Annotated in this window: 16 protein-coding genes; 7 read left to right on the top strand and 9 right to left on the bottom strand. The window is 49.5% G+C overall.

Going from position 1 to position 18,949, the window contains the following annotated elements; all coding sequences use genetic code 11:
- Window positions 1-102 precede the first annotated feature (102 nt).
- Window positions 103-990 carry a TauD/TfdA dioxygenase family protein gene (locus BCM14_RS11690; protein ID WP_106228206.1) on the top strand — a complete coding sequence of 296 codons (888 nt, stop codon included), beginning with the start codon at window positions 103-105 and terminating at the stop codon, window positions 988-990.
- An 84-nt stretch (window positions 991-1,074) separates the two neighbouring features.
- On the opposite strand, the gene BCM14_RS11685 is transcribed toward BCM14_RS11690, so the two are convergent.
- Window positions 1,075-2,439, bottom strand: a complete 1,365-nt coding sequence (locus BCM14_RS11685; protein WP_106228205.1) for an amidase — start codon at window positions 2,437-2,439, stop codon at window positions 1,075-1,077.
- A 411-nt stretch (window positions 2,440-2,850) separates the two neighbouring features.
- On the opposite strand from BCM14_RS11685, the gene ahpC reads away from it, so the two are divergent.
- The 3 genes from ahpC to BCM14_RS11665 all read left to right on the top strand — a co-directional run bounded on the left by ahpC (window position 2,851) and on the right by BCM14_RS11665 (window position 5,991).
- Entirely contained in the window at window positions 2,851-3,414 is a 564-nt protein-coding gene (ahpC, locus tag BCM14_RS11675) for an alkyl hydroperoxide reductase subunit C (RefSeq protein ID WP_106228203.1), read from the top strand.
- Between the two features lie 169 nt (window positions 3,415-3,583).
- Window positions 3,584-5,149 (top strand): alkyl hydroperoxide reductase subunit F, encoded by a 1,566-nt coding sequence (ahpF, locus tag BCM14_RS11670; protein ID WP_106228202.1) that lies wholly within the window; start codon window positions 3,584-3,586, stop codon window positions 5,147-5,149.
- 122 nt (window positions 5,150-5,271) lie between these two features.
- The gene (locus BCM14_RS11665) at window positions 5,272-5,991 is read left to right on the top strand and encodes a P-loop NTPase family protein (protein WP_259673577.1); all 720 of its coding nucleotides are present in this window, start codon (window positions 5,272-5,274) and stop codon (window positions 5,989-5,991) included.
- Between the two features lie 27 nt (window positions 5,992-6,018).
- Here the strand turns inward: BCM14_RS11665 and BCM14_RS11660 are convergent, their stop codons facing one another.
- A complete protein-coding gene (locus BCM14_RS11660; RefSeq protein WP_106228201.1) occupies window positions 6,019-6,489 on the bottom strand; it encodes a hypothetical protein in 471 nt (156 codons plus the stop codon).
- 15 nt (window positions 6,490-6,504) lie between these two features.
- Window positions 6,505-7,044, bottom strand: coding sequence for a Spy/CpxP family protein refolding chaperone (locus BCM14_RS11655; protein ID WP_106228200.1), 540 nt, complete (start codon window positions 7,042-7,044; stop codon window positions 6,505-6,507).
- Window positions 7,045-7,248: 204 nt separating this feature from the next.
- Between BCM14_RS11655 and BCM14_RS11650 the strand changes: the two genes are divergently transcribed.
- Both BCM14_RS11650 and BCM14_RS11645 read left to right on the top strand, forming a co-directional pair.
- Window positions 7,249-8,286, top strand: a complete 1,038-nt coding sequence (locus tag BCM14_RS11650; RefSeq protein WP_106228199.1) for a zinc-dependent alcohol dehydrogenase family protein — start codon at window positions 7,249-7,251, stop codon at window positions 8,284-8,286.
- Window positions 8,287-8,297: 11 nt separating this feature from the next.
- Window positions 8,298-9,050, top strand: coding sequence for a 2OG-Fe dioxygenase family protein (locus BCM14_RS11645; RefSeq protein ID WP_106228198.1), 753 nt, complete (start codon window positions 8,298-8,300; stop codon window positions 9,048-9,050).
- Here BCM14_RS11645 and BCM14_RS11640 read toward each other — a convergent pair.
- Entirely contained in the window at window positions 9,047-10,567 is a 1,521-nt protein-coding gene (locus BCM14_RS11640) for a sensor domain-containing diguanylate cyclase (protein ID WP_106228197.1), read from the bottom strand. The genes BCM14_RS11645 and BCM14_RS11640 overlap by 4 nt on opposite strands.
- 235 nt (window positions 10,568-10,802) lie before the next feature.
- Between BCM14_RS11640 and BCM14_RS11635 the strand changes: the two genes are divergently transcribed.
- A complete protein-coding gene (locus BCM14_RS11635; protein ID WP_106228196.1) occupies window positions 10,803-12,929 on the top strand; it encodes a putative bifunctional diguanylate cyclase/phosphodiesterase in 2,127 nt (708 codons plus the stop codon).
- A gap of 6 nt (window positions 12,930-12,935) precedes the next feature.
- Here BCM14_RS11635 and BCM14_RS11630 read toward each other — a convergent pair whose 3' ends face one another.
- From BCM14_RS11630 to BCM14_RS11610, 5 genes are all read right to left on the bottom strand, one after another.
- Complete coding sequence (locus tag BCM14_RS11630; RefSeq protein WP_106228195.1) at window positions 12,936-13,808, bottom strand: NAD(P)H-hydrate dehydratase; 873 nt, start codon at window positions 13,806-13,808, stop codon at window positions 12,936-12,938.
- A gap of 12 nt (window positions 13,809-13,820) precedes the next feature.
- Window positions 13,821-14,456 (bottom strand): nucleotidyltransferase family protein, encoded by a 636-nt coding sequence (locus tag BCM14_RS11625; RefSeq protein ID WP_106228194.1) that lies wholly within the window; start codon window positions 14,454-14,456, stop codon window positions 13,821-13,823.
- A gap of 2 nt (window positions 14,457-14,458) precedes the next feature.
- Window positions 14,459-16,072 carry a metallophosphoesterase family protein gene (locus BCM14_RS11620; RefSeq protein WP_106228193.1) on the bottom strand — a complete coding sequence of 538 codons (1,614 nt, stop codon included), beginning with the start codon at window positions 16,070-16,072 and terminating at the stop codon, window positions 14,459-14,461.
- Between the two features lie 26 nt (window positions 16,073-16,098).
- Window positions 16,099-17,208, bottom strand: a complete 1,110-nt coding sequence (locus BCM14_RS11615; RefSeq protein WP_106228192.1) for an acetamidase/formamidase family protein — start codon at window positions 17,206-17,208, stop codon at window positions 16,099-16,101.
- A 64-nt stretch (window positions 17,209-17,272) separates the two neighbouring features.
- Window positions 17,273-18,949: a class I adenylate-forming enzyme family protein gene (locus tag BCM14_RS11610; protein ID WP_106228191.1), complete on the bottom strand. Its 1,677-nt coding sequence runs from the start codon at window positions 18,947-18,949 to the stop codon at window positions 17,273-17,275.

The following is an 18,949-nucleotide window of genomic DNA, read 5'->3' as shown; positions in this document are numbered from 1 at the left end:
AGGTCTAAACTGTTTGCTTTCCTGTCCGCACTTCCCTACAGTTGCATAAAATAAGGCTTTACGTAGCAATAAACAGTATAAAAATTAAGTCAGGGACAAATCATGCATGCGACGTCACTAAGAGGCAACAATGGCCCACGATATCGGCATACCGAAATCGATCACGGTCCGTATCAGACACTCCGCGTTGAGAAACTCACGCCTGTTATTGGCGCTGAGATATCAGATGTGGATTTAAGCCAGCCACTTTCGGAGCAACAGCAGCAAGAGATTCATCGTGCGTTAGCTGAAAATCAGGTCATTTTTTTCAGAGACCAAACCATATCAAAAGAACAGCACTTGGCGTTTGGTCAATTGTTTGGCGAGTTACACCTGCATCCGGCAGCGCCTCACGTTGAAGGCTTGCCAGCCCTCATGAAAATCCATGCTGACGAGCACTCAAGTAGGGCGAACGGCGAAGGCTGGCATACCGACGTCAGTTGCGATGAAATACCACCCATGGGCAGTATTTTGCATATTCATACTTGCCCACCCCACGGTGGCGATACGCTCTTTGCGAGTATGTATGCTGCTTACGACTCATTGTCTGATCGTATGAAGGGCTACCTGGAGGGCTTGAAGGCGCTCCATGATGGCGAACCAGTCTATCGGGGGACTTATAAAAATTTTGGTGTTGCCGATAAACCAGTCTATCCGCATGCCGAACACCCGGTGGTGAGAACGCATCCTGTTACCGGACGAAAGGCGCTTTATGTCAATCGCGGCTTTACGAGCCACTTGATTGGCGTACCTAGAGATGAGAGTGCAGGGGTTTTACGCTACTTATTTGAGCACATTGAAAATCCCTTGTTTCAATGCCGCTTTCGCTGGCGAAAAAACTCCATTGCATTTTGGGATAATCGATGCGTACAACACAGGGCGATGTGGGATTACTGGCCCAACACCCGTAGCGGCCATCGTGTAACCGTTGCAGGCGACAAGCCCTACTGATCTCGAAGGTTCACAGACTCACTTTGCTATAGATCCTGTGTCAGGCTCGTTAGCAAGGAGAGCACACTCTTGTCAGGAAATGATTCACAATTCCGGATGCAGCAGGTGCCAGGGCGTGGCTCGCTCGTAAGCGGCAGCGACCCGAAGCAAGCTCGACTCGTCATAGCATTTGCCCACGAGTTGCAGGGAGAGCGGTAAGCCATTTGATGCTTGCCCGGCCATCAGTGCAATGGCTGGGTGACCTGTCAGATTAAAAGGCATACGAGCCTGGCGTGTGTAGGTGCGGACGATTTCAGGCTCATCATCAATCCGGCACGCGGGATCCATTGAATTTGCTACCAGCAAAACATCGTAGTCTTTAAACGCCTGATCAACCGCGTCAATCAGAAGATGTCTCATCTGCATGGCTTGCACATACTCGCCAGCGGTCAAGAAGGCGCCAGGGAGCAACTTGCGCCGCGTCGTTTGTGCGTAGTCCTGAGGGCGCTCACGCAGCCATTGAGCATGAACTGACCAGCATTCAGCCAGCATCAAAAACTTCTGTGCCGTCAGAAATTGACTTAAGGCTGGTAGCCGAGCGTCGCTGACCGTTGCACCCAAGTGGCTTAAAACCTTGGCTGCCTCGTCAAGTGCCGAACTCACCTCAGGATGCGCAATTTCGTCGGTTTCGTGAAAATGCCTGACATAGCCAACACGAAGACCCTTGATGCTGCGGCTTAAATCAGCGGCGTAGTCGACCGGCTGTTGATCACCGTGCGGCTCAGCCATCGCGTTAAGCAGAAGGGCAGCGTCTTCAACAGTACGCGCCATGGGACCAACGTGATCCATGGATGACGATAACGTAAACACACCTCGTCGTGAAACTAATTCGTAGGTGGCTTTTAATCCTACGATACCGCAGCAAGCGGCTGGATTGCGTATCGATCCGCCTGTGTCAGTGCCGAGCGCCAGGGGCAACAAACCAGCTGCGACGGCTGCACCAGAGCCAGAAGAGGATCCGCCAGGATGATGCCCAAGGTTCCATGGATTGCGGGCGGGTGGGAATGGCAGATCAAAGGCTGGTCCGCCAATCGCGAACTCGTGCAGTGCCAGCTTTCCCATGAAAATCATACCTGCTGCCCGAAGTTTGCTAATCACCTGCGCATCTTGGTGTGCACAGTGATCCAGGCGTATCTTTGAGTGGCAGGTTGTTGCTTGCCCTGCAACGTCAATGATGTCTTTGATGCCCAACGGGACGCCATGCAGGGGTCCCAAAGCGCGCCCCCCATAGATTGCTTGCTCCGCTTGGCGCGCTGATTCGATGGCGCCCTCGTGATCGACGCTGATAAACGCGTTGCAGGCGGGGTTTAGGGCATCGACTCTGTCGAGAAGGCTTTTCGTTAGTTCAACAGGTGAAAATGTTTTGTTGCGATAGCCTTTTGCGATTTCAGCAGCAGTCATCCAGTGCATGATCTATCTCTTCACCTTCATCGGGGGCCAAAATTCGGTTAGTGGGTCGCAAGATAACTGACTGGTTGCTCGCAATTTGGCTGCTGTCTGGAAAGCGATCGTGACGTCGTGAGGATATTGCTCAAAAGTTTTATCGAGACTTGCTTGACTGACTGACAGAGCCAAAGTGTCTGAATCATGAGGATTTAAGGAGTTCATTGTCATATGCCTGCCAGTTATATTTGCGTAAATCGTACACGGTTATCCAAGTAAGCAACAACATTGCTACTCACTTTGTGCACTTAAGATAGGTTTGTTCAATCGCATTGATTAAAACAAACAATTAGCGTTAATACCGATAACGATTATGATTACATCTACCAGTTTCGTTGTACCGATTGTTTTTTTTTATCAACCCCCCAAGGAAACAGCATGTCCCTGATCAATACCCAAGTCCAGCCATTCAAAGCTCAAGCTTTCCATAACGGCAAATTCATTGAAGTGACCGAAGCTAACCTGAAAGGCAAGTGGTCCGTCCTGATATTCATGCCTGCAGCTTTCACCTTCAATTGTCCGACTGAAATCGAAGATGCAGCTGAAAACTACGCTGAGTTTCAAAAAGCGGGTGCAGAGGTTTACATCGTCACGACTGACACGCATTTTTCGCATAAAGTCTGGCACGAAACTTCTCCAGCCGTCGGCAAAGCCAAGTTTCCATTAGTCGGTGATCCAACGCATGCGTTGTCGAACGCTTTCGGCGTGTACATCCCTGAAGAAGGCCTTGCCTATCGCGGTACTTTCATCATTAATCCTGAGCTGATGATCAAGACGCTCGAAATCCATTCGAATGAAATCGCACGTGATGTCAAAGAAACAGTGCGTAAGCTGAAGGCTGCTCAATACACCGCGGCTCATCCAGGCGAAGTGTGCCCAGCTAAGTGGAACGAAGGCGCCAAAACGCTGACACCTTCGCTTGATCTGGTCGGCAAGATCTAAGTTTTGGTTCGATGCCCTGCTCGGCAGGGCTTTGAGCGAAAAGCATCTGGCAGCTATCTGCGACCGTGTGCTTTTCCCTCAAACAACAATCCCACTCTAAAACTGACTGCGACGGCTGAACGCAATTGCGCTCAGCCCTGGACAATTGCACCTTTACTAAGGAACCATCATGCTCGACGACACCCTCAAATCCCAGTTACAGACTTATCTGGCCATGCTGCGCCAGCCTATTCGTCTGATCGCTACGCTTGACAACAGTGAAACGGGCACAGAGATGCGCAGTTTGTTAGAGACTATCGTTAGCTTGTCAGACAAGGTAGGGCTCGATACAACGGGTACCGATAGCCGCAAACCTTCCTTTGTCGTCGCACGCGACGGCGAAACCACAGGGGTTCGTTTTGCAGGCTTGCCGCTCGGACATGAATTCACGTCTCTGGTTTTGGCCCTGCTTTGGACCGGTGGACATCCGCCGAAAGTAGAACAGGATGTGCTTGAGGCAATCAAGGCGCTCGACGGTGACTTTAATTTCGAGGTTTACATGTCGCTCAGTTGCCACAACTGCCCGGATGTTGTGCAAGCGCTTTCCTTGATGGCCATCTTCAATCCCAAGGTAAAAACCGTAGTCATTGAAGGCGGTGCCTTTCAGCAAGAAGTTAATGACCGCGAAATTATGGCAGTGCCCATGGTATTTCTGAATGGACAAGTGTTCGGCTCTGGCCGGATGAATGTCGAAGAAATAGTAGCCAAATTAGATACGAACGCAAGCGCCCGGGAAGCCAGCAAGCTTGATGCAAAAGAACCCTTTGATGTCTTGATCGTGGGTGGTGGACCTGCTGGTGCTGCGGCGGCTGTCTATGCTGCCCGTAAGGGAATTCGGGTTGGTGTCGCTGCGGAGCGCTTCGGCGGCCAGACTAACGATACGATGGCAATTGAAAACTACATTTCAGTGCTCGAGACAGATGGGCCTAAGTTCGCAGCCGCGCTCGAAGCACAGGTTCGTCATTACAACGTAGACATCATGAATCTGCAGATTGCCACTAAGGTGATCCCGGCTGCCGAACCCGGTGATTTAATCGAGGTTCAGATGGAAAACGGCGGCAGATTAAAAGCGCGGACAGTGCTCTTATCTACTGGAGCACGCTGGCGCAATGTGAACGTACCGGGTGAGCAACAATATAAAAATAAAGGCGTGGCTTACTGCCCCCATTGCGATGGGCCTTTGTTTAAGGGCAAACGCACGGCGGTGATCGGTGGTGGTAATTCAGGTGTTGAGGCGGCGATCGACTTAGCCGGTCTTGTCGAGCACGTCACAGTAATTGAGTTTGCAGAACAACTCAAAGCTGATGCGGTGTTGGTGAACAAATTACACAGTTTGCCTAACGTGACGGTGCACACCAATGCGCAGACGACAGAAATCACTGGTGACGGTAGCAAAGTAAATGGGATCAGCTTCAAAGACCGCGCAACCGGCTTTGAGCACCACATTGACCTCGCCGGGGTATTTGTTCAGATTGGTTTGATCCCTAACACTGAGTTTCTGAAAGGAACAATCGAACTCAGTAAGTTTGGCGAGATCGTGATTGACGCAAAAGGTCATACTAATCAGCCGGGTGTTTTTGCTGCAGGGGATTGCACAACTGTCCCTTACAAGCAAATCGTTATTGCTGCAGGCGAGGGCTCGAAGGCAGCCTTAAGCGCCTTCGATTATTTAATCCGAACCCCTATTGCAGCGTAAAGTTGAGGGAGTTTAAGCTTGGTTTGAGCTAATTGTTAACAAGTGGCGACTCAAAAAAACATCCTGAGATCGAGCGCTAGCACGTACAATCCGCTCAACCTAACTGATCGATTCTTCAAAAAATGAATATGCCTCAAAGTCAGCTCGCTAAGTCAAAAATCCACTTTATCGGCGGCGAAAAAGGCGGGGTCGGTAAGTCGATGGTAGCCCGACTGCTTTCGCAGTTTCTGATTGATCGCAGAATGCCGTTTGTCGGGTTTGATACCGATCGGTCTCACGGAGCCCTGCTGCGTTTTTACAGTGATTATGCATCGCCTGTTTTGATTGATCGTTATGAGGCGCTCGATCACATCATTGAAGCGGCTGTCGAACATCCAGGCTGGCGGGTTCTGGTTGACTTAGCCGCGCAGACCCATCAGCCACTAGTCGATTGGATGGAAGAGTCGGGTGTGCTGGCGATGGCGGACGAAGGTGGGTTTTCGCTTAATTACTGGCACGTCATGGATTCAGGTCGGGATTCAGTGGACTTGCTGACACGCTTGTTGGATCGCTTCAGTAATCGCATTAATCATGTCTTGGTTTTGAATCAATTGCGCGGTGACGATTTCAGTACCCTTGAAAAATCGGGCGAGTTAGAGCGAGCTAAAGCGTTCGGAGCGAAAGTCATGACAATCAAGCATTTACATGACGCTGCCGCACAAAAAATCGATCGATATAACAGCAGTTTTTGGTCAGCACAACACTCAGCCGCCAGCGAAACCGGGCTAGGTTTGATGGATCGTCAGCGGGTAAAGATGTGGCTGAGTCATGCATACGCCGAGATTGAGAAGGCAGGCGTTTAATCAAACGACAAAGTCTGGCAACCAGCACTAACCACCGGGCCCAGGTAGACATCCAGGTGAGGGAATCGCACCTGGTGGGCAGTAGTAAGGAGCGTTGTAGTAGACCGGATTGTTGTAGTAGTAAGGATTGTTGTAATAGTAAGGGTAGTAAGGCTCGGCAATTGCTGCCCCCAGAACAGCCCCAGTGACAATGCCGATGCCTAGGCCAACACCAACTCCATCGCCGTAGCCGCCGTGTTGATTACCACCGCGTTGATAGCCTCCACGATAGTTGCCACCGCGGTAGTCGTTACCCCCACGGTATTCATTGCCCCCACGGTTAACGCCGCCGTTGCGTGCCTCCCCGCCACTGTGATTGACGCCAGAATTGTGGTTTACGGCATTGCCACGTCCATCGCCGCCAGAGTCTCGCCCCTGAGCGATGGTAGAGAAAGTGAGACCGATTGCGATGACAGCAATCGCAAGAATCGTCACTTCATTTGTTTTTATCGCGTTCATGATTAGCCCTTTAGGTTATTGACCAAAGTCGTCAGATCCGTGCATGTGTTCATGGACAAAGGCCGTATTGCTCCAAAACAGGTCAAAAATGGTCTGTTGATCCTTGGACAAGGTTCCATAAAACGCCAACGTGTTTACTCTTGCCTCTTCAAGCCTGTCGAGCTGACGTTGCATCCGGGCAACATGAAACTTCAAATGAGTTTGTTGATGGGCAATCTTTTCAGGTGTCGTTAATTCTGTAGAGACTCTGTCTGACCAATGCTTATTTAATTTGACGTCATCACTAAACTGCTCTTTGACATCAACCGTTAATTTATCTGACCATCTTTTCCAGGCATCGGTTTGTGTTGGCTGAAGATTGAGCTTTTTGTGCAGATCCTCCAGATTATTTTTATTGAGCTGCACAATTTCTTTGCTAACCCCCTCAGAGGCAACAGTTCCTTTTTCTTTTTTTTCCTCGGCAAAACAGCTAGCGCTCAACAGAGCGGCGCTGCACGACAAAATAATCAATGTGCTGACATACTTTTTTACTGATTTTTTTAGTTGAATGCTCATAAGGTGACCTCTTGGGTTGAGAGCGGAAAACAGCCGACACCTCACTTTATGGCGTCTTTCTCAGGTCATCAGTCTGGTAGCGCACATAAAAAATAATGGCGAATGTGCGCTGCCATACCGACGCAGCTAGCGCAGCTAGCTACATTGAGTGCTTAAGCACAAGTTCTTTATACCTTCGTGCAGAACCATCTCGAGGATGAAATCATGAAAGCACTCGTTTACAAAGGGCCCGGAAAAATGGCGCTTGAAGAACACCCTAAACCGGTCATCGCCGCAGCAACTGACGCCGTCGTGAAAATATTAAAGACCACTATCTGCGGCTCAGATTTGCACATTCTTAAAGGCGACGTTCCAACCTGCACGCCTGGTTGTATCTTGGGGCACGAAGGCGTTGGAGTCATTGAGCAAGTGGGCACAGCAGTCTTAGCTTTTCAGCCAGGTGATCATGTCATCATTTCTTGTATCTCATCTTGCGGGAAATGTGAACACTGTCGAAAAGGCATGTATTCACATTGCACGACAGGTGGCTGGATTCTGGGCAATACGATCGATGGCACGCAGGCGGAATACGTGCGAATTCCTTATGCAGATACAAGTCTTTATCACATCCCTGTGGGGACAGATGAAGAAGCATTGGTCATGCTGAGCGATATTTTGCCTACAGGCTTTGAGGCGGGGGTGCTGAATGGCAAAGTTCAGCCTGGGTCCACTGTCGCTATCGTTGGCTCTGGTCCAATTGGATTAGCTGCTTTACTCACCGCCCAGTTTTATTCACCAGCAAAAATAATCATGATCGACTTAAATGACTATCGGCTGGCAACTGCTAAGCGCTTTGGCGCAACCGACGTCATTAATAGTACGGATGGCACAGCGACAGAGAAGGTAATGAAACTTACGGACGGTCGCGGAGTGGATACAGCCATTGAAGCTGTCGGTGTCCCAGCAAGTTTCTTGCAGTGCCAAGAGATTGTGGCGGTGGGTGGTCATCTTGCAAATATCGGCGTCCACGGCACCAAAGTCGATTTGCATCTCGAAAAGCTCTGGGACAGAAACGTCACGATTACGACTCGGCTGGTAGATACCGTGACGACCCCGATGTTACTAAAAGCCGTACAGGCTGAAAAAGTTGATCCCAAGCGGCTAATCACCCATCATTTTAAGTTGGATCAGATCGTCGAAGCCTATGAGACGTTTGGTCAAGCAGCGAAAACCAATGCACTCAAGGTTATTATCGAGGCATAAGGGATGAAAACATGCTTGACTATTTACCTTCGACTACCTCGCTAGAGGATCTTTTACCTCAACTTCGCAACCAAGGGTATGCGGTTCTCAGCGCTAAAACGGTGGTCCAGTGGGCAGGATGCTCGTCTGAACATTTGCACGCGCTGTCTGCCGATTGGGTCGGTATGCCTAAGGACGCATACTTAAAAGATGGAGGCCATTATCGGTCGCGGAGACACTCGTGTTTTATTTTTGATCAGGGTCAGCTGCGCCTGGCTCCAGCAAGAGCGCACTGGCAGTCTTTGGATTACAACGCTTTGCATGGTGGCATGAAACGATGGTTCGACCCGATTACCAGCCAAACGATCGAACAGCAGGTCTGGGTCGATTTGCTGTCCGCCTTTGCGCAAACAGCTTCGGACCTGTGTTTGGTTGATCCGTCCAAACAGCTTGACGTTCCCTGGTGTATTGAGGCACATCAATTTCGAATTGACACACAAAATGGTATCGGTAGGCCTACGCCTGAAGGTGCCCATCGAGATGGGGTAGATTTAGTCGGTGTGTTTATGGTTGATCGGCAAAATATCAAAGGGGGTGAGACCCGAGTATTCGATGCTCATGGCAGCTCTGGTCAGCGGTTTACGCTCACAGAGCCGTGGTCATTATTGCTATTGGACGATGCTAAAGTCATTCATGAGACGACCCCCATACAACCTACAGCACAAGGCGGCTATCGCGATACCCTGGTCCTGACATGCAGGGCAGGTGCGTTTCAGGGCGATTAAACTGATGGCAACACTGACACCACGACACGGTTGCGACCAGCCTTTTTAGCCATGTACATTGCCCGATCGGCTTTCCCGAGAAGCTTAGCTTCATCTTCTCCATGATCTGGGTAGACAGCAAGCCCGATGCTGACGGCTGGCAACAATATCTTATCGTCAGCGTAAAAGGGTTGGTTGATAGCGAGCCTGATCTTTTCGCAAAGATGTCTGGCGGCGTCGATATTTGAGATATTTTGGATAAGCACGACAAACTCGTCGCCACCTATTCGCCCAACGAAATCAGTGTCGCGAAGGCATTGCTTAATCCGTTTAGCGATTTCGATTAACAGTAAATCGCCCGTCTCATGACCATAGGTATCGTTTGTACCTTTAAAAAAATCGATATCGATAAATGCGACCGCTACAACTGTTTTACTCTGACGGGCGTTGACCATAGCCTCTTGAAGTTCTTCAACAAAGATGACTCGATTAGGCAACTCGGTCAAACTGTCTCGATTGATTGCGAGCTGAGCTCTTCTGTTTCTTTGTTGAGCTTGAATGAGTAATATCATGCCACCGAGTAGCAGTACGAGACTGACTATAGAAGAAGACAAAACTGTCCAGTAGGTCTCTGTCCAGCTTTTTAAATATAGTGACTTGGTGAGTGTCACACCGACGACGAAAGGGAATCCATCCACCCTTTTAAACGACACCATACGATCAATCATCTCATCATTGAAATTAAAAGCTCGTTCTTTAGTGAGCAGAGCTCCTCCGTCTAGCTGCACGTGTTCAAGCGATTGACGGATAATGTCACCGGTGTTGTGTTGCCCAATCAATTCAGGATCCAACGGCCAGCGGGTGAAGAGTGTGTGATCTTCTCGGTATAAGCTTAAAGAGGAACCTGGACCGAGATTTTTCCCGGTGCTTTCGTAAAAACCAGAGAAAACCTGCACCGATACGCCTACCAGCAGGGCGCCCATAAAATGATTATTCTGATCGTTGAGTCGTCTCGCGAAATAGAAAACCCAATTGCCGTTACCTTTGTTTTGGACCGGAGCACCGTAATACGTTGCTTTGCTATCTGTCGACAACATCCACTCGAAATAATCACGATCTTTGAGGTTGATCATGGGGGCAGGGAAGGACCGCGAGAAGTTGAGGACGTTGCCAGTGTTGTCCAAAAGACTGACAACATCGATCAGTGGATTGGATTGGGCTCTCTCATACAAGAGTTTGAAAGTGGACTCTTTTTTTCCGTAATCTCTGAATTTTTCGTCTGTATCAATCTTCTCAGACTGAAGGACATCGACGATTCTGTCCAGAACCGTATTGGTTGAGAGCATTGACTGCGAAGCTTGCTGAGCCAGCAATGTTGCTAAGTTGACGACTTGTTGTGATCTGTCGCGGATTGCACTTTCTCTCAAGACGTAAATCAGAAACGTGGCATTCATCAGCAAGACGATGCCGATCACAAAGCCACCGCTTAAAATTAAGCGGACATTTCGTGTGAGCCCTAGCTTTGAAAGCGTTCGCATAGCAGGCTTGTCCTTTCAGACTTATCAAAGATACTTTTGCGCGTCAAACGTCGCGTTTGATCTAACGCTACTCGTCTATTTTTCATTTGTCTGTTCGTAAACAGATAAACAGCCGCGAATACACCTTGACGATGTATATTCAAGCCAAGCACTGGTAATTAGCGATGCAGGCAAGTCCTGTCGGTAACACGGCAGCTACAAGCACTCAGCATTCACATAATGTAGAAGGCGTTCGATGTCAGATGACACCAGTGGCAAGATGGCAGTTGGACTTGCTACGTTTCAGGCGGATACGTTAGCGGCTAACGTCGCTTATTACCAGAGCGTGATTGATCATTCAGACGACGCCATTATCACCAAGACCTTAACTGGTGTGATCCTGACATGGAATCAAGGTGCTGAAAAAATATTCGGCTACACGGCTCATGAAATGATCGGTGCAAATATGCTTGCCTTGTATCCATCTGATAGGGTGGCAGAAGAAAATGAAATTCTAAAAAAGATTGCTGATGGCAAGACAGTCAGCCACTTCAGGTCCATCCGTCAACACAAGAACGGTGAGCCACTCTATATCTCTGCGTCGTTTTCACCAATTCGTAGTGGTGATGGGCAGTTGTTGGGGATATCTTCCATATCGCGAGACGTCACCATTGAATGGGCGTTGACCAATCGGCTTCGGTTGATCAGTCAGATTTATTTAAGATCGCAACAAGCGGTCGTGATCGTAAACGAGCAGGGCAAGATATCTGAGGTTAATGCCGCATTTAATCAGATCATGGGTTATCGCCCTGAGGAAGTCATTGGACAGAGTCCCCTGACTTTGCATGCGGGTAAGCAAAATCGAAAAATTCTGATTCAGATTGAAAAGGATTTGCGCTCGACCGGCTATTTTCAAGGTGAAGTCTGGACGCGAAAAAAAGACGGTACCACTTTGGCGAGCTTTCTCTCGATCTGTAGAGTGCAGTTGTCAGGCGCAACGTATTTTGCTGGCATCTTTACCGATATCACGGCGCTTAAGGTGACAGAAAATCAGTTGGTCAAAATGATGCACTACGACGCCTTGACCAACTTACCTAATCGCTTACTATTTACTGAACGCTTAAATCAAGAGATCATCCACTGCGATCGTTCGTCACTTGGGACAGTGATTCTCTATATTGATCTGGACGATTTCTCGAACATTAATCAAGTTTACGGGCAAGAAATTGGCGACCAGCTTATTACGTCGGTGGCCGCGACACTCAGTGCCTCGGTCGGAGATATCGATTGTGTCGCTCGACTGGAAAGCGACAATTTCATTGGGTTTCTTTCAACTGGGTCGAGTGGTTCCCTTTGTTCTGAGATCATTGATCGCATCCTTCAAAATATCTCCATACCTGTACAACTGGGCGAGCGCAGCATTCAAGTAACGGCAAGCATTGGCGTTCGTTTTTACACGAGTGATCAACCCAAGAATTCCGAGATGTTGATTCGCCAAGCCCATCAAGCCATGATTGAGGCTAAACAGAGTGGCAAGGGCAGGTATAAGATTTTTAATCCAGACCGCGATCGAGCAATAAAAATGCGGCTTGGTGCGTTGGAAGATATCGTCAGTGGCCTGGTGCGAGAAGAGTTTCACGTTGAGTATCAACCTAAAGTCAACCTCAAGACCGGCAAATTGATCGGACTGGAAGCACTGGCGAGATGGCAACACCCTACTAGAGGTTTATTGCAACCGCTGGAGTTTCTGCCTGCACTGACAGAAAGTTCAGCCAAGACTGCATTCACAGAACATTTGATAAAAATGGTCTTCGCCCAAAGCGTTCTGTGGGCTAAAGAGGGTTTCAGGCCTTTGGTCAGTCTCAACGTTTACATCAATCAGCTGCACGACAGTTTTTATCAGTTTATCGGTCAAGAGCTCGCAAGGGTTCCAGAGGTGAAACCTTGCAATATCGAGTTTGAATTATTAGAGACGGACGAACTGCTTAAGATCAACGATACCGTAACAGTGATCGAGTCATTGCGCGAGATGGGCTTTACATTCTCTGTGGATGACTTTGGTTCAGGCTACTCTTCGTTGACCTACTTAAGGAAAATCCCCTTCGACACGATAAAGATTGATCAAGATTTTGTCTTGAACGATGGACTGAGTGAAAAAAACGCAGATATTGTTCGAGCGATTATTGAGCTCGCGCGAATTTTTAAAAGGCAAGTTATCGCTGAAGGTATCGAAACAATAGAGGCGGGCACAACCTTAATTGAAATGGGTTGTCCCAATGGGCAAGGCTTTGCAATCGCCAAACCCATGCCTGCTAGCGAGGTTTTTGACTGGTGTCGAACTTGGAAAGCCCCGCAAGCCTGGCTCAATGCGAGCCCGGGGTAACCTAGTTCAAATGTGCTGACTCAACCAATGATTGATCAGGCTGCGAATCTCTAAGCTTAGTTCGCTGGGGGTCAGACCGATGGGACCGGATTGTTTTTTGACTAATTGGTCGCCGCCCATGGCGTGCAATTGCACCGCCAGACAAGTCGCATCAAATAAATTCATCTCACGCGTCAAACCCTGCGCAGCGATGCCTGCGATACAACCTGTCAAGGTATCCCCCATGCCACCAACAGCCATTCCCGGGTTGCCTTGCATACAGATAACCGTTTCGTATCCCGGACCAGCGATTAACGTGTGATGCCCTTTGAGCACAACCACGGCGTGAGTTAATCGAACCAGGGCGTGGATGGCACCTTCACGATCTTCCTGTACTTGATCGGTATGACAACTCAACAGACGAGCGGCTTCGCCGGGGTGCGGGGTTAACGTGGTTGGACTCGTTCTCTGCCGCAATAATTCGAGTAGATCAGGATGGGTCGCTACTAAATTGAGTGCATCAGCATCGATAATGAGAGGGCCGAGCCGGTTCAGGGCTGCGTGCAACCAAGCTCTTGCCAGTTCACTGATACCAATACCAGGGCCAATGGCGATGATCGTTGGCTTGATGATGCTTAAAGCCTCGTCAGGTTGCTGCTGGTTCGCATCATGCATCATTAATTCGGGTTGATTCGTCACCACACCCAAGCTGCGCGGATCCAGCATCATGAGCAGTGTTAGACCCGCTCCGCTATGTAGGGCGCTCTTGCCAGCGAGGATTAAAGCCCCAGCCATTGTGGGAGCCCCGCCTATCAGCAAAGCCTTGCCAGTATTGCCCTTGTGCGCATCGGGTTTGCGGGCGAGCTTGCCAATGTAGTCGAGCGCGTCCAGAGTTTTCATATTGAGTATTCTCTACTCGGGCTTTGAAGAAGGATGAGGCCACCTCAACTGTAGTCCGGTTTTTGCGAGCACGGTCTGAATATCTTCAGGGCTATCAACATCGATTATGAAATGTTCATTGGCAGAAGGCCAGCGGTATACTTTCTCCGGATTCGCTATCCGCCATTGTTTGCCACCAAAGTCTGCTCCCTTGGCAAGTATTTCGTCTTTTACACGCACGTTGAAAATCACGGGATTCCCCGGCTGATGTTGAACGATGGGTACGACGAACGCTTTTTCATTCTGACATGTGTCGTAGGCGTTAAGTAGCTCACGAATATCTGCTCGATCAATAAGCGGTTGATCCGACAGGGCCACAATCACCCGGTCTACTGCGCTAGATAGCGCGGCGAGGCCCAATCTCAAAGATGACGTGTGTCCCTCATCGGGGCATGAATTTCTGATGAGCGTTACAGCCAAATTTGCAATCTCTGGCTCAACCTGATCATAGTAATGTCCGGACACGACCACGAGCTCATCGACACCCGCTTGTGTCAAGGCCAAGACCACACGCTTAATAAGCGAGACACGATCAAGTTCAAGTAAGCACTTTGGGCGACGTCCCATTCGCGTCGCTGAGCCTGCAGCAAGCAAGACGGCACCTAACATCGTCAGCCGGGCCGCTTTAACTCAGTTACGAAGAATGGCTCTAGCGTATCAATGGCTTGCGTTGTCTGATTGTTCACATCCCATTTAAAAAATCGCATCGTGATTTTGTCTTGATAAAAATCGGCGATGGTGAAGCCGTGTTGCTCAAGCGGTTTGATTTCCTCGTGCATGTCCAGGTGCAGGGATGGGGTTGAGCCGATGCCTCGGCGGCCTGAGGGCCAGCCTCCGGGTCTTGTACCAATCGGGCCCGTTAAGGCAACATTGACCGGGTTGTTATTGAAGTTTTGCTTGCCACTGCGGGAGATTTGACCGAAGCCAATCGCATGCAGATCCCCGCTTACGACGAGAGGGATTCGTTTTGTATCCGCTGACAGAGCTGAGAGAATACGATCGTGTTGAGCCAACCAACCAGCCTGCCAGTAAGGTTTAGCAACAGCAGTGCTCAGCTTGCCATTTTTATCGAGCATATCCGGATACCACTCGCCCCATTTTCCCGCAGTCCATCCAGGCGGGTTAGATGGTGAGTGAACCAGATGGATGGCATCGCTATTTTCACTCCGACTTTTCAACCAACGTTCGACTTCTGGATCAACAAAGACCGCTGAGGGGCCGGCCAGTGTTTGCGAACGTCTTACGTCATACATCAGGACTTCGGCCAGCCTGCCATAGCGCAAAGTACCAAAACTTTCTGATATCCCTTGCTGTCTGTCTGCAGCGCCTGACCCTGGCAGCCCTCTTGGCCGTGTGGGATCAAACAAGTGCTCGGGATAATACATGTGCTGGGTGGCACGAGCCATTTGCAACATGAAATGTGAAGGCGGAAACGTAATGATGTCATCAGTCGCTTCATCGTTATCGAAGTAATCATGATCGTCTTGAATGAAAAAAATCGGTGTTGACCGAAACGTTGTGCCGTACAAGGAGGCAATTTGTGCGTTTGCGACTTGTTTGAGCACTGCTTCGTTTGTTCCGCCAAAAATAACGTCTGCGCGATCAAATTTGCCAGCGAGCTGTTCTGCGCCGGCTTTATTAGCACTTGCTTTCGAGCTGACCGGAGCCAGCAAATCCCAATAGATTTGATCGCCGTTTGCTATCGCAGCGTGCGGAGCAAATGATAGCGCTCGTTTAAATAGTCTCTGACGGGTCGAGAGTGGTAAAAATGTTTGCTGTTCATGACCACCGGCACAACTGTAAAGCATCAGCCTGAAGTGATCGGGATTAGCTTGACGCGCCGGAAAAGTATCAATCGCCCAAGGCTGGCAGAGTGTTTTGCCTGTGTGGGCTTGCAGACTGAGCGGATAAGTCTTGGCTGGCACAAGATCTGTTGCGAAAAACTCCCAGTATTTGCCCTCGGTATCGGTCATGCGACCGCTTACTTTATTACCACCCACTAAAAGATAGGGTGCGGCTGTTTGAGCCTCTGTAAGCGAAACCTTGAGCAACAGGTTTCTATCATTCACACTTGGTAAGAGATGGGTAACTCGCCCGGCATCCCAATCTAGCTCGGGCTGAGCGGACCAGGCGTGGGCAGACGGAATCAATGCATCAGCCAGTGAAGCGGTAATTAACGTCGAGGCGCTAGCTTTTAAAAAATCACGTCTCAGATACTGTTTCACAAGGACCTCCGGCCGCAAGATTTGGGTTAGCGCTCGAAAATCGCCTCTGGCAGAAGTGCGCTGACGCAAACATTAGGAAGATCCACTACGTTACTAATCCTGAGGTCAACCGCGAGCGAGCAGATGACGTAAGCCTGTTCTCGGCTAAAACCACGTTCGCCGAGCAAGGCAATCATTTCGAGTACTGCGTTGCGGGCAGCTAAGGTCAAATCTTCACACTCTTGAGTGCCATCTTCACGAATAGGGAATCCTGTCGTGGCCACGAAGTTGTGGGGCGCGGCCCATTCAGGTGCTGCAAAGTAGCCAGGATGTGAAAATCGCGGAAAACGAGTTTTTCGACGAACCGCTTCACCTTTCAAAAGATTAAAGCGCACAACCGCCGTGGCCCCCATTTCGATGGCAGTGATACAACACTCTGAATCACCCTGTGCATAGTGGGCGTCACCTGTCGAAAAGAGCGCACCCGATACGCTGACCGGCAGTTGCAGTTTTGAGCCACGAGTCAGCTGTTTGATGTCTGCATTGCCGCCGTTTTCGCGAGGTGGCATGGTGCGCAAGCCCTCACTGGCAATTGGTTGAGAAGCAGGGATCGCGTCTTGCGGATCAGGTAGCAGTGCAAGCCCGCCTCTGCTGACCAGTTCAGTTTCACGTGCATTCCATGAGCGCATTTGTTCATGAGATGGTGCTACGCCAGCCGTACCCATGAAAATCCCCTCGGGGATTCTCACGCCAGGTATTTGAGGCGATCGTGCAAACTTGCCGTCGACATGCCAGTGAGCAAGAAACTCAGCATCGAACACTTCACGAAGAAATCCAACCCCTGGGCGGATTACTGTCCAGCCATAAGGTTGTGGAGTCATGTCAACAAACTCGACTTCCAGAATATCGCCAGGTTCAGCCCCTTTGACAAAGACGGGTCCTGTCAGCGGATGACCCACCTTTTTGTCATTTTTGGCCAGATCGGCAAACGTCATGTGAGGCTTGACTTGACCGTCCGCTGCATCGCGCGTCTCAAGCAGAACCTCTTCACCTGGTGCGACTTCAATCAGTGGCTCAATGTCCGGGTGCCAGCGATTATGGCCAGTGCCCGGATCATCGCGCAGGCGACGGTTACGATCAATGCGAATAGATTTCACGACAGAGCCTCGTTAAGATTGACTTGGAACAGCATACAGATCTTGCGGTCATCTTAACAGTCATCTACTCTCTGGTTTTAATCCGCCCAATGACATCGGCAGTCAAGACGTGACGGCGGATTTTTCCCGTTGGCGTGAAAGGAAGTTCATCATAGAACTCAAGCATTTCAGGCAATTTATAATCGGCTACTTGTCCTTTAAGCATGCCAATGGCGTCGTCCAGGGTCATCTCGGTACCTGGTTTTAGCACCACGCACAGACAGTTTTTTTCGCCAAGTCTGAGATCGCTTACGCCCACCACCGCCGCATGCAAAATGGCTGGATGTCCATAGAGTATCTCCTCAATTTCGCGGGGGAAATATTTTTTTCCACCACGATTGATCATTTCTTTGCGACGCCCAACAATCATGACGTTACCAGCATCGTCTACATATTTGCCTAAATCGCCAGTCCTGAACCAATCGTCAGCCGTAAATAATTCCTCGTTCGCAGTGGGATTGTTGAAATATCCTAAGTGGACAGAGGGGCCATAGGCTGCTATCTCGCCTTCTTCGCCGTAAGGTAAATCATTGCCTGCTTCGTCAATGATTCGCAAGGTCATTTGCCCAACAATTCGACCAATCGTCCCGTTTACTTTTTCCGGGTCGTCTTCAAACCTTGTGAAAGTATGAAACCCCGTTTCAAGCATGCCGTATAACTCAAGCAGATGCCCCTTCATCCGTTTTTGGTAAGCACGAATTGTTTCAATGGCGGCGGATGCTCCACCAGTTACCACGACACGTAATGAACTGCAGTCGTATTTCTTGAAATCGGGCACATTCAAAATCGCCAAAATAGAAGCTGGCGCGGTCGGGATGAAGGTCGCACGGTATTTCTCAATTAATTCGAGCGCCCGAGCTGCTTGAAAGCGTTCCATCAAAACGGCTTGCGCGCCCGCCATCACGGCCTGCATTAAAGTGATGTAGCCCCAATTCAAACCGACTGGCAACCAGATGAGAAACACCTCATCTCTGGTCACATTCATCTCGCGATTGATCACTTCAACGGCGTATAAAGTCGTGTTGAAGCTGTGCATAACCCCCTTAGGGTCACCTGTCGTACCAGAAGTAAACGCCATTCGCATTACCGCGTCTGGGCTGGTATGAACACGAGTAGAAGGGTCGATTGGGGTCGCTGATGCTAAGCCAGCCTCAAGTGAGCTTACATTTTGAATAGTGGTCTCTCCCGCCACCACCACAGTTTTTAGATTTGGCAACTCCGGACGCAACTCGTCAATCATTGCTGCATAGTCAAAGCCTTTGAAGTTGGCTGCGCATACAAACGCCTTGCTATTTGAAAATCGAAGGATATATTCCACTTCTCGACGTCTGAAATCAGGGCTGATCTTATTTGCAATGGCCCCAATCAATTCAAGACAAAAGAAAACAATCGGAAACTCGACTCGGTTGGGGAACTGCATTGTGACGACATCACCAGCACCAATCCCTAAACTTCGAAAAAAAGATGCGCAACGATCGACTTGTTCTTTCAGTTGTCTGTAAGTCAGGCTGCGCCTTTCGTCAGTAAATACAATTCGGTCTGGATACTCAGCAGCGCCTTTCTCTATGTAGTGATAAAAAGTCACGTCATGCCAGGCGTGGCTATCAGCAAATCGCTTGCGCAGGGAAGCGGTTAGTCTTGTCTTATATTGCGGCGTTGTAAGCAAGTTAATACCTTGCGCATTCACAGTTAGTGCAGTCAT

This window comes from Jezberella montanilacus (assembly GCF_003003055.1).
In the GTDB taxonomy this organism is placed as follows: domain Bacteria; phylum Pseudomonadota; class Gammaproteobacteria; order Burkholderiales; family Burkholderiaceae_B; genus Zwartia; species Zwartia montanilacus.
This window is presented reverse-complemented; position numbering and strand designations above follow the sequence as displayed.

Coding starts and splice junctions, on each gene's coding strand:
- BCM14_RS11645 (WP_106228198.1), top strand. CDS start 8,298: ATGCTTGACTATTTACCTTCGACTACCTCGCTAGAGGATCTTTTACCT.
- BCM14_RS11690 (WP_106228206.1), top strand. CDS start 103: ATGCATGCGACGTCACTAAGAGGCAACAATGGCCCACGATATCGGCAT.
- BCM14_RS11655 (WP_106228200.1), bottom strand. CDS start 7,044: ATGAGCATTCAACTAAAAAAATCAGTAAAAAAGTATGTCAGCACATTG.
- ahpC (WP_106228203.1), top strand. CDS start 2,851: ATGTCCCTGATCAATACCCAAGTCCAGCCATTCAAAGCTCAAGCTTTC.
- BCM14_RS11665 (WP_259673577.1), top strand. CDS start 5,272: ATGAATATGCCTCAAAGTCAGCTCGCTAAGTCAAAAATCCACTTTATC.
- BCM14_RS11635 (WP_106228196.1), top strand. CDS start 10,803: ATGTCAGATGACACCAGTGGCAAGATGGCAGTTGGACTTGCTACGTTT.
- BCM14_RS11650 (WP_106228199.1), top strand. CDS start 7,249: ATGAAAGCACTCGTTTACAAAGGGCCCGGAAAAATGGCGCTTGAAGAA.
- BCM14_RS11630 (WP_106228195.1), bottom strand. CDS start 13,808: ATGAAAACTCTGGACGCGCTCGACTACATTGGCAAGCTCGCCCGCAAA.
- BCM14_RS11610 (WP_106228191.1), bottom strand. CDS start 18,949: ATGACTGCACTAACTGTGAATGCGCAAGGTATTAACTTGCTTACAACG.
- BCM14_RS11625 (WP_106228194.1), bottom strand. CDS start 14,456: ATGTTAGGTGCCGTCTTGCTTGCTGCAGGCTCAGCGACGCGAATGGGA.
- BCM14_RS11640 (WP_106228197.1), bottom strand. CDS start 10,567: ATGCGAACGCTTTCAAAGCTAGGGCTCACACGAAATGTCCGCTTAATT.
- ahpF (WP_106228202.1), top strand. CDS start 3,584: ATGCTCGACGACACCCTCAAATCCCAGTTACAGACTTATCTGGCCATG.
- BCM14_RS11685 (WP_106228205.1), bottom strand. CDS start 2,439: ATGCACTGGATGACTGCTGCTGAAATCGCAAAAGGCTATCGCAACAAA.
- BCM14_RS11660 (WP_106228201.1), bottom strand. CDS start 6,489: ATGAACGCGATAAAAACAAATGAAGTGACGATTCTTGCGATTGCTGTC.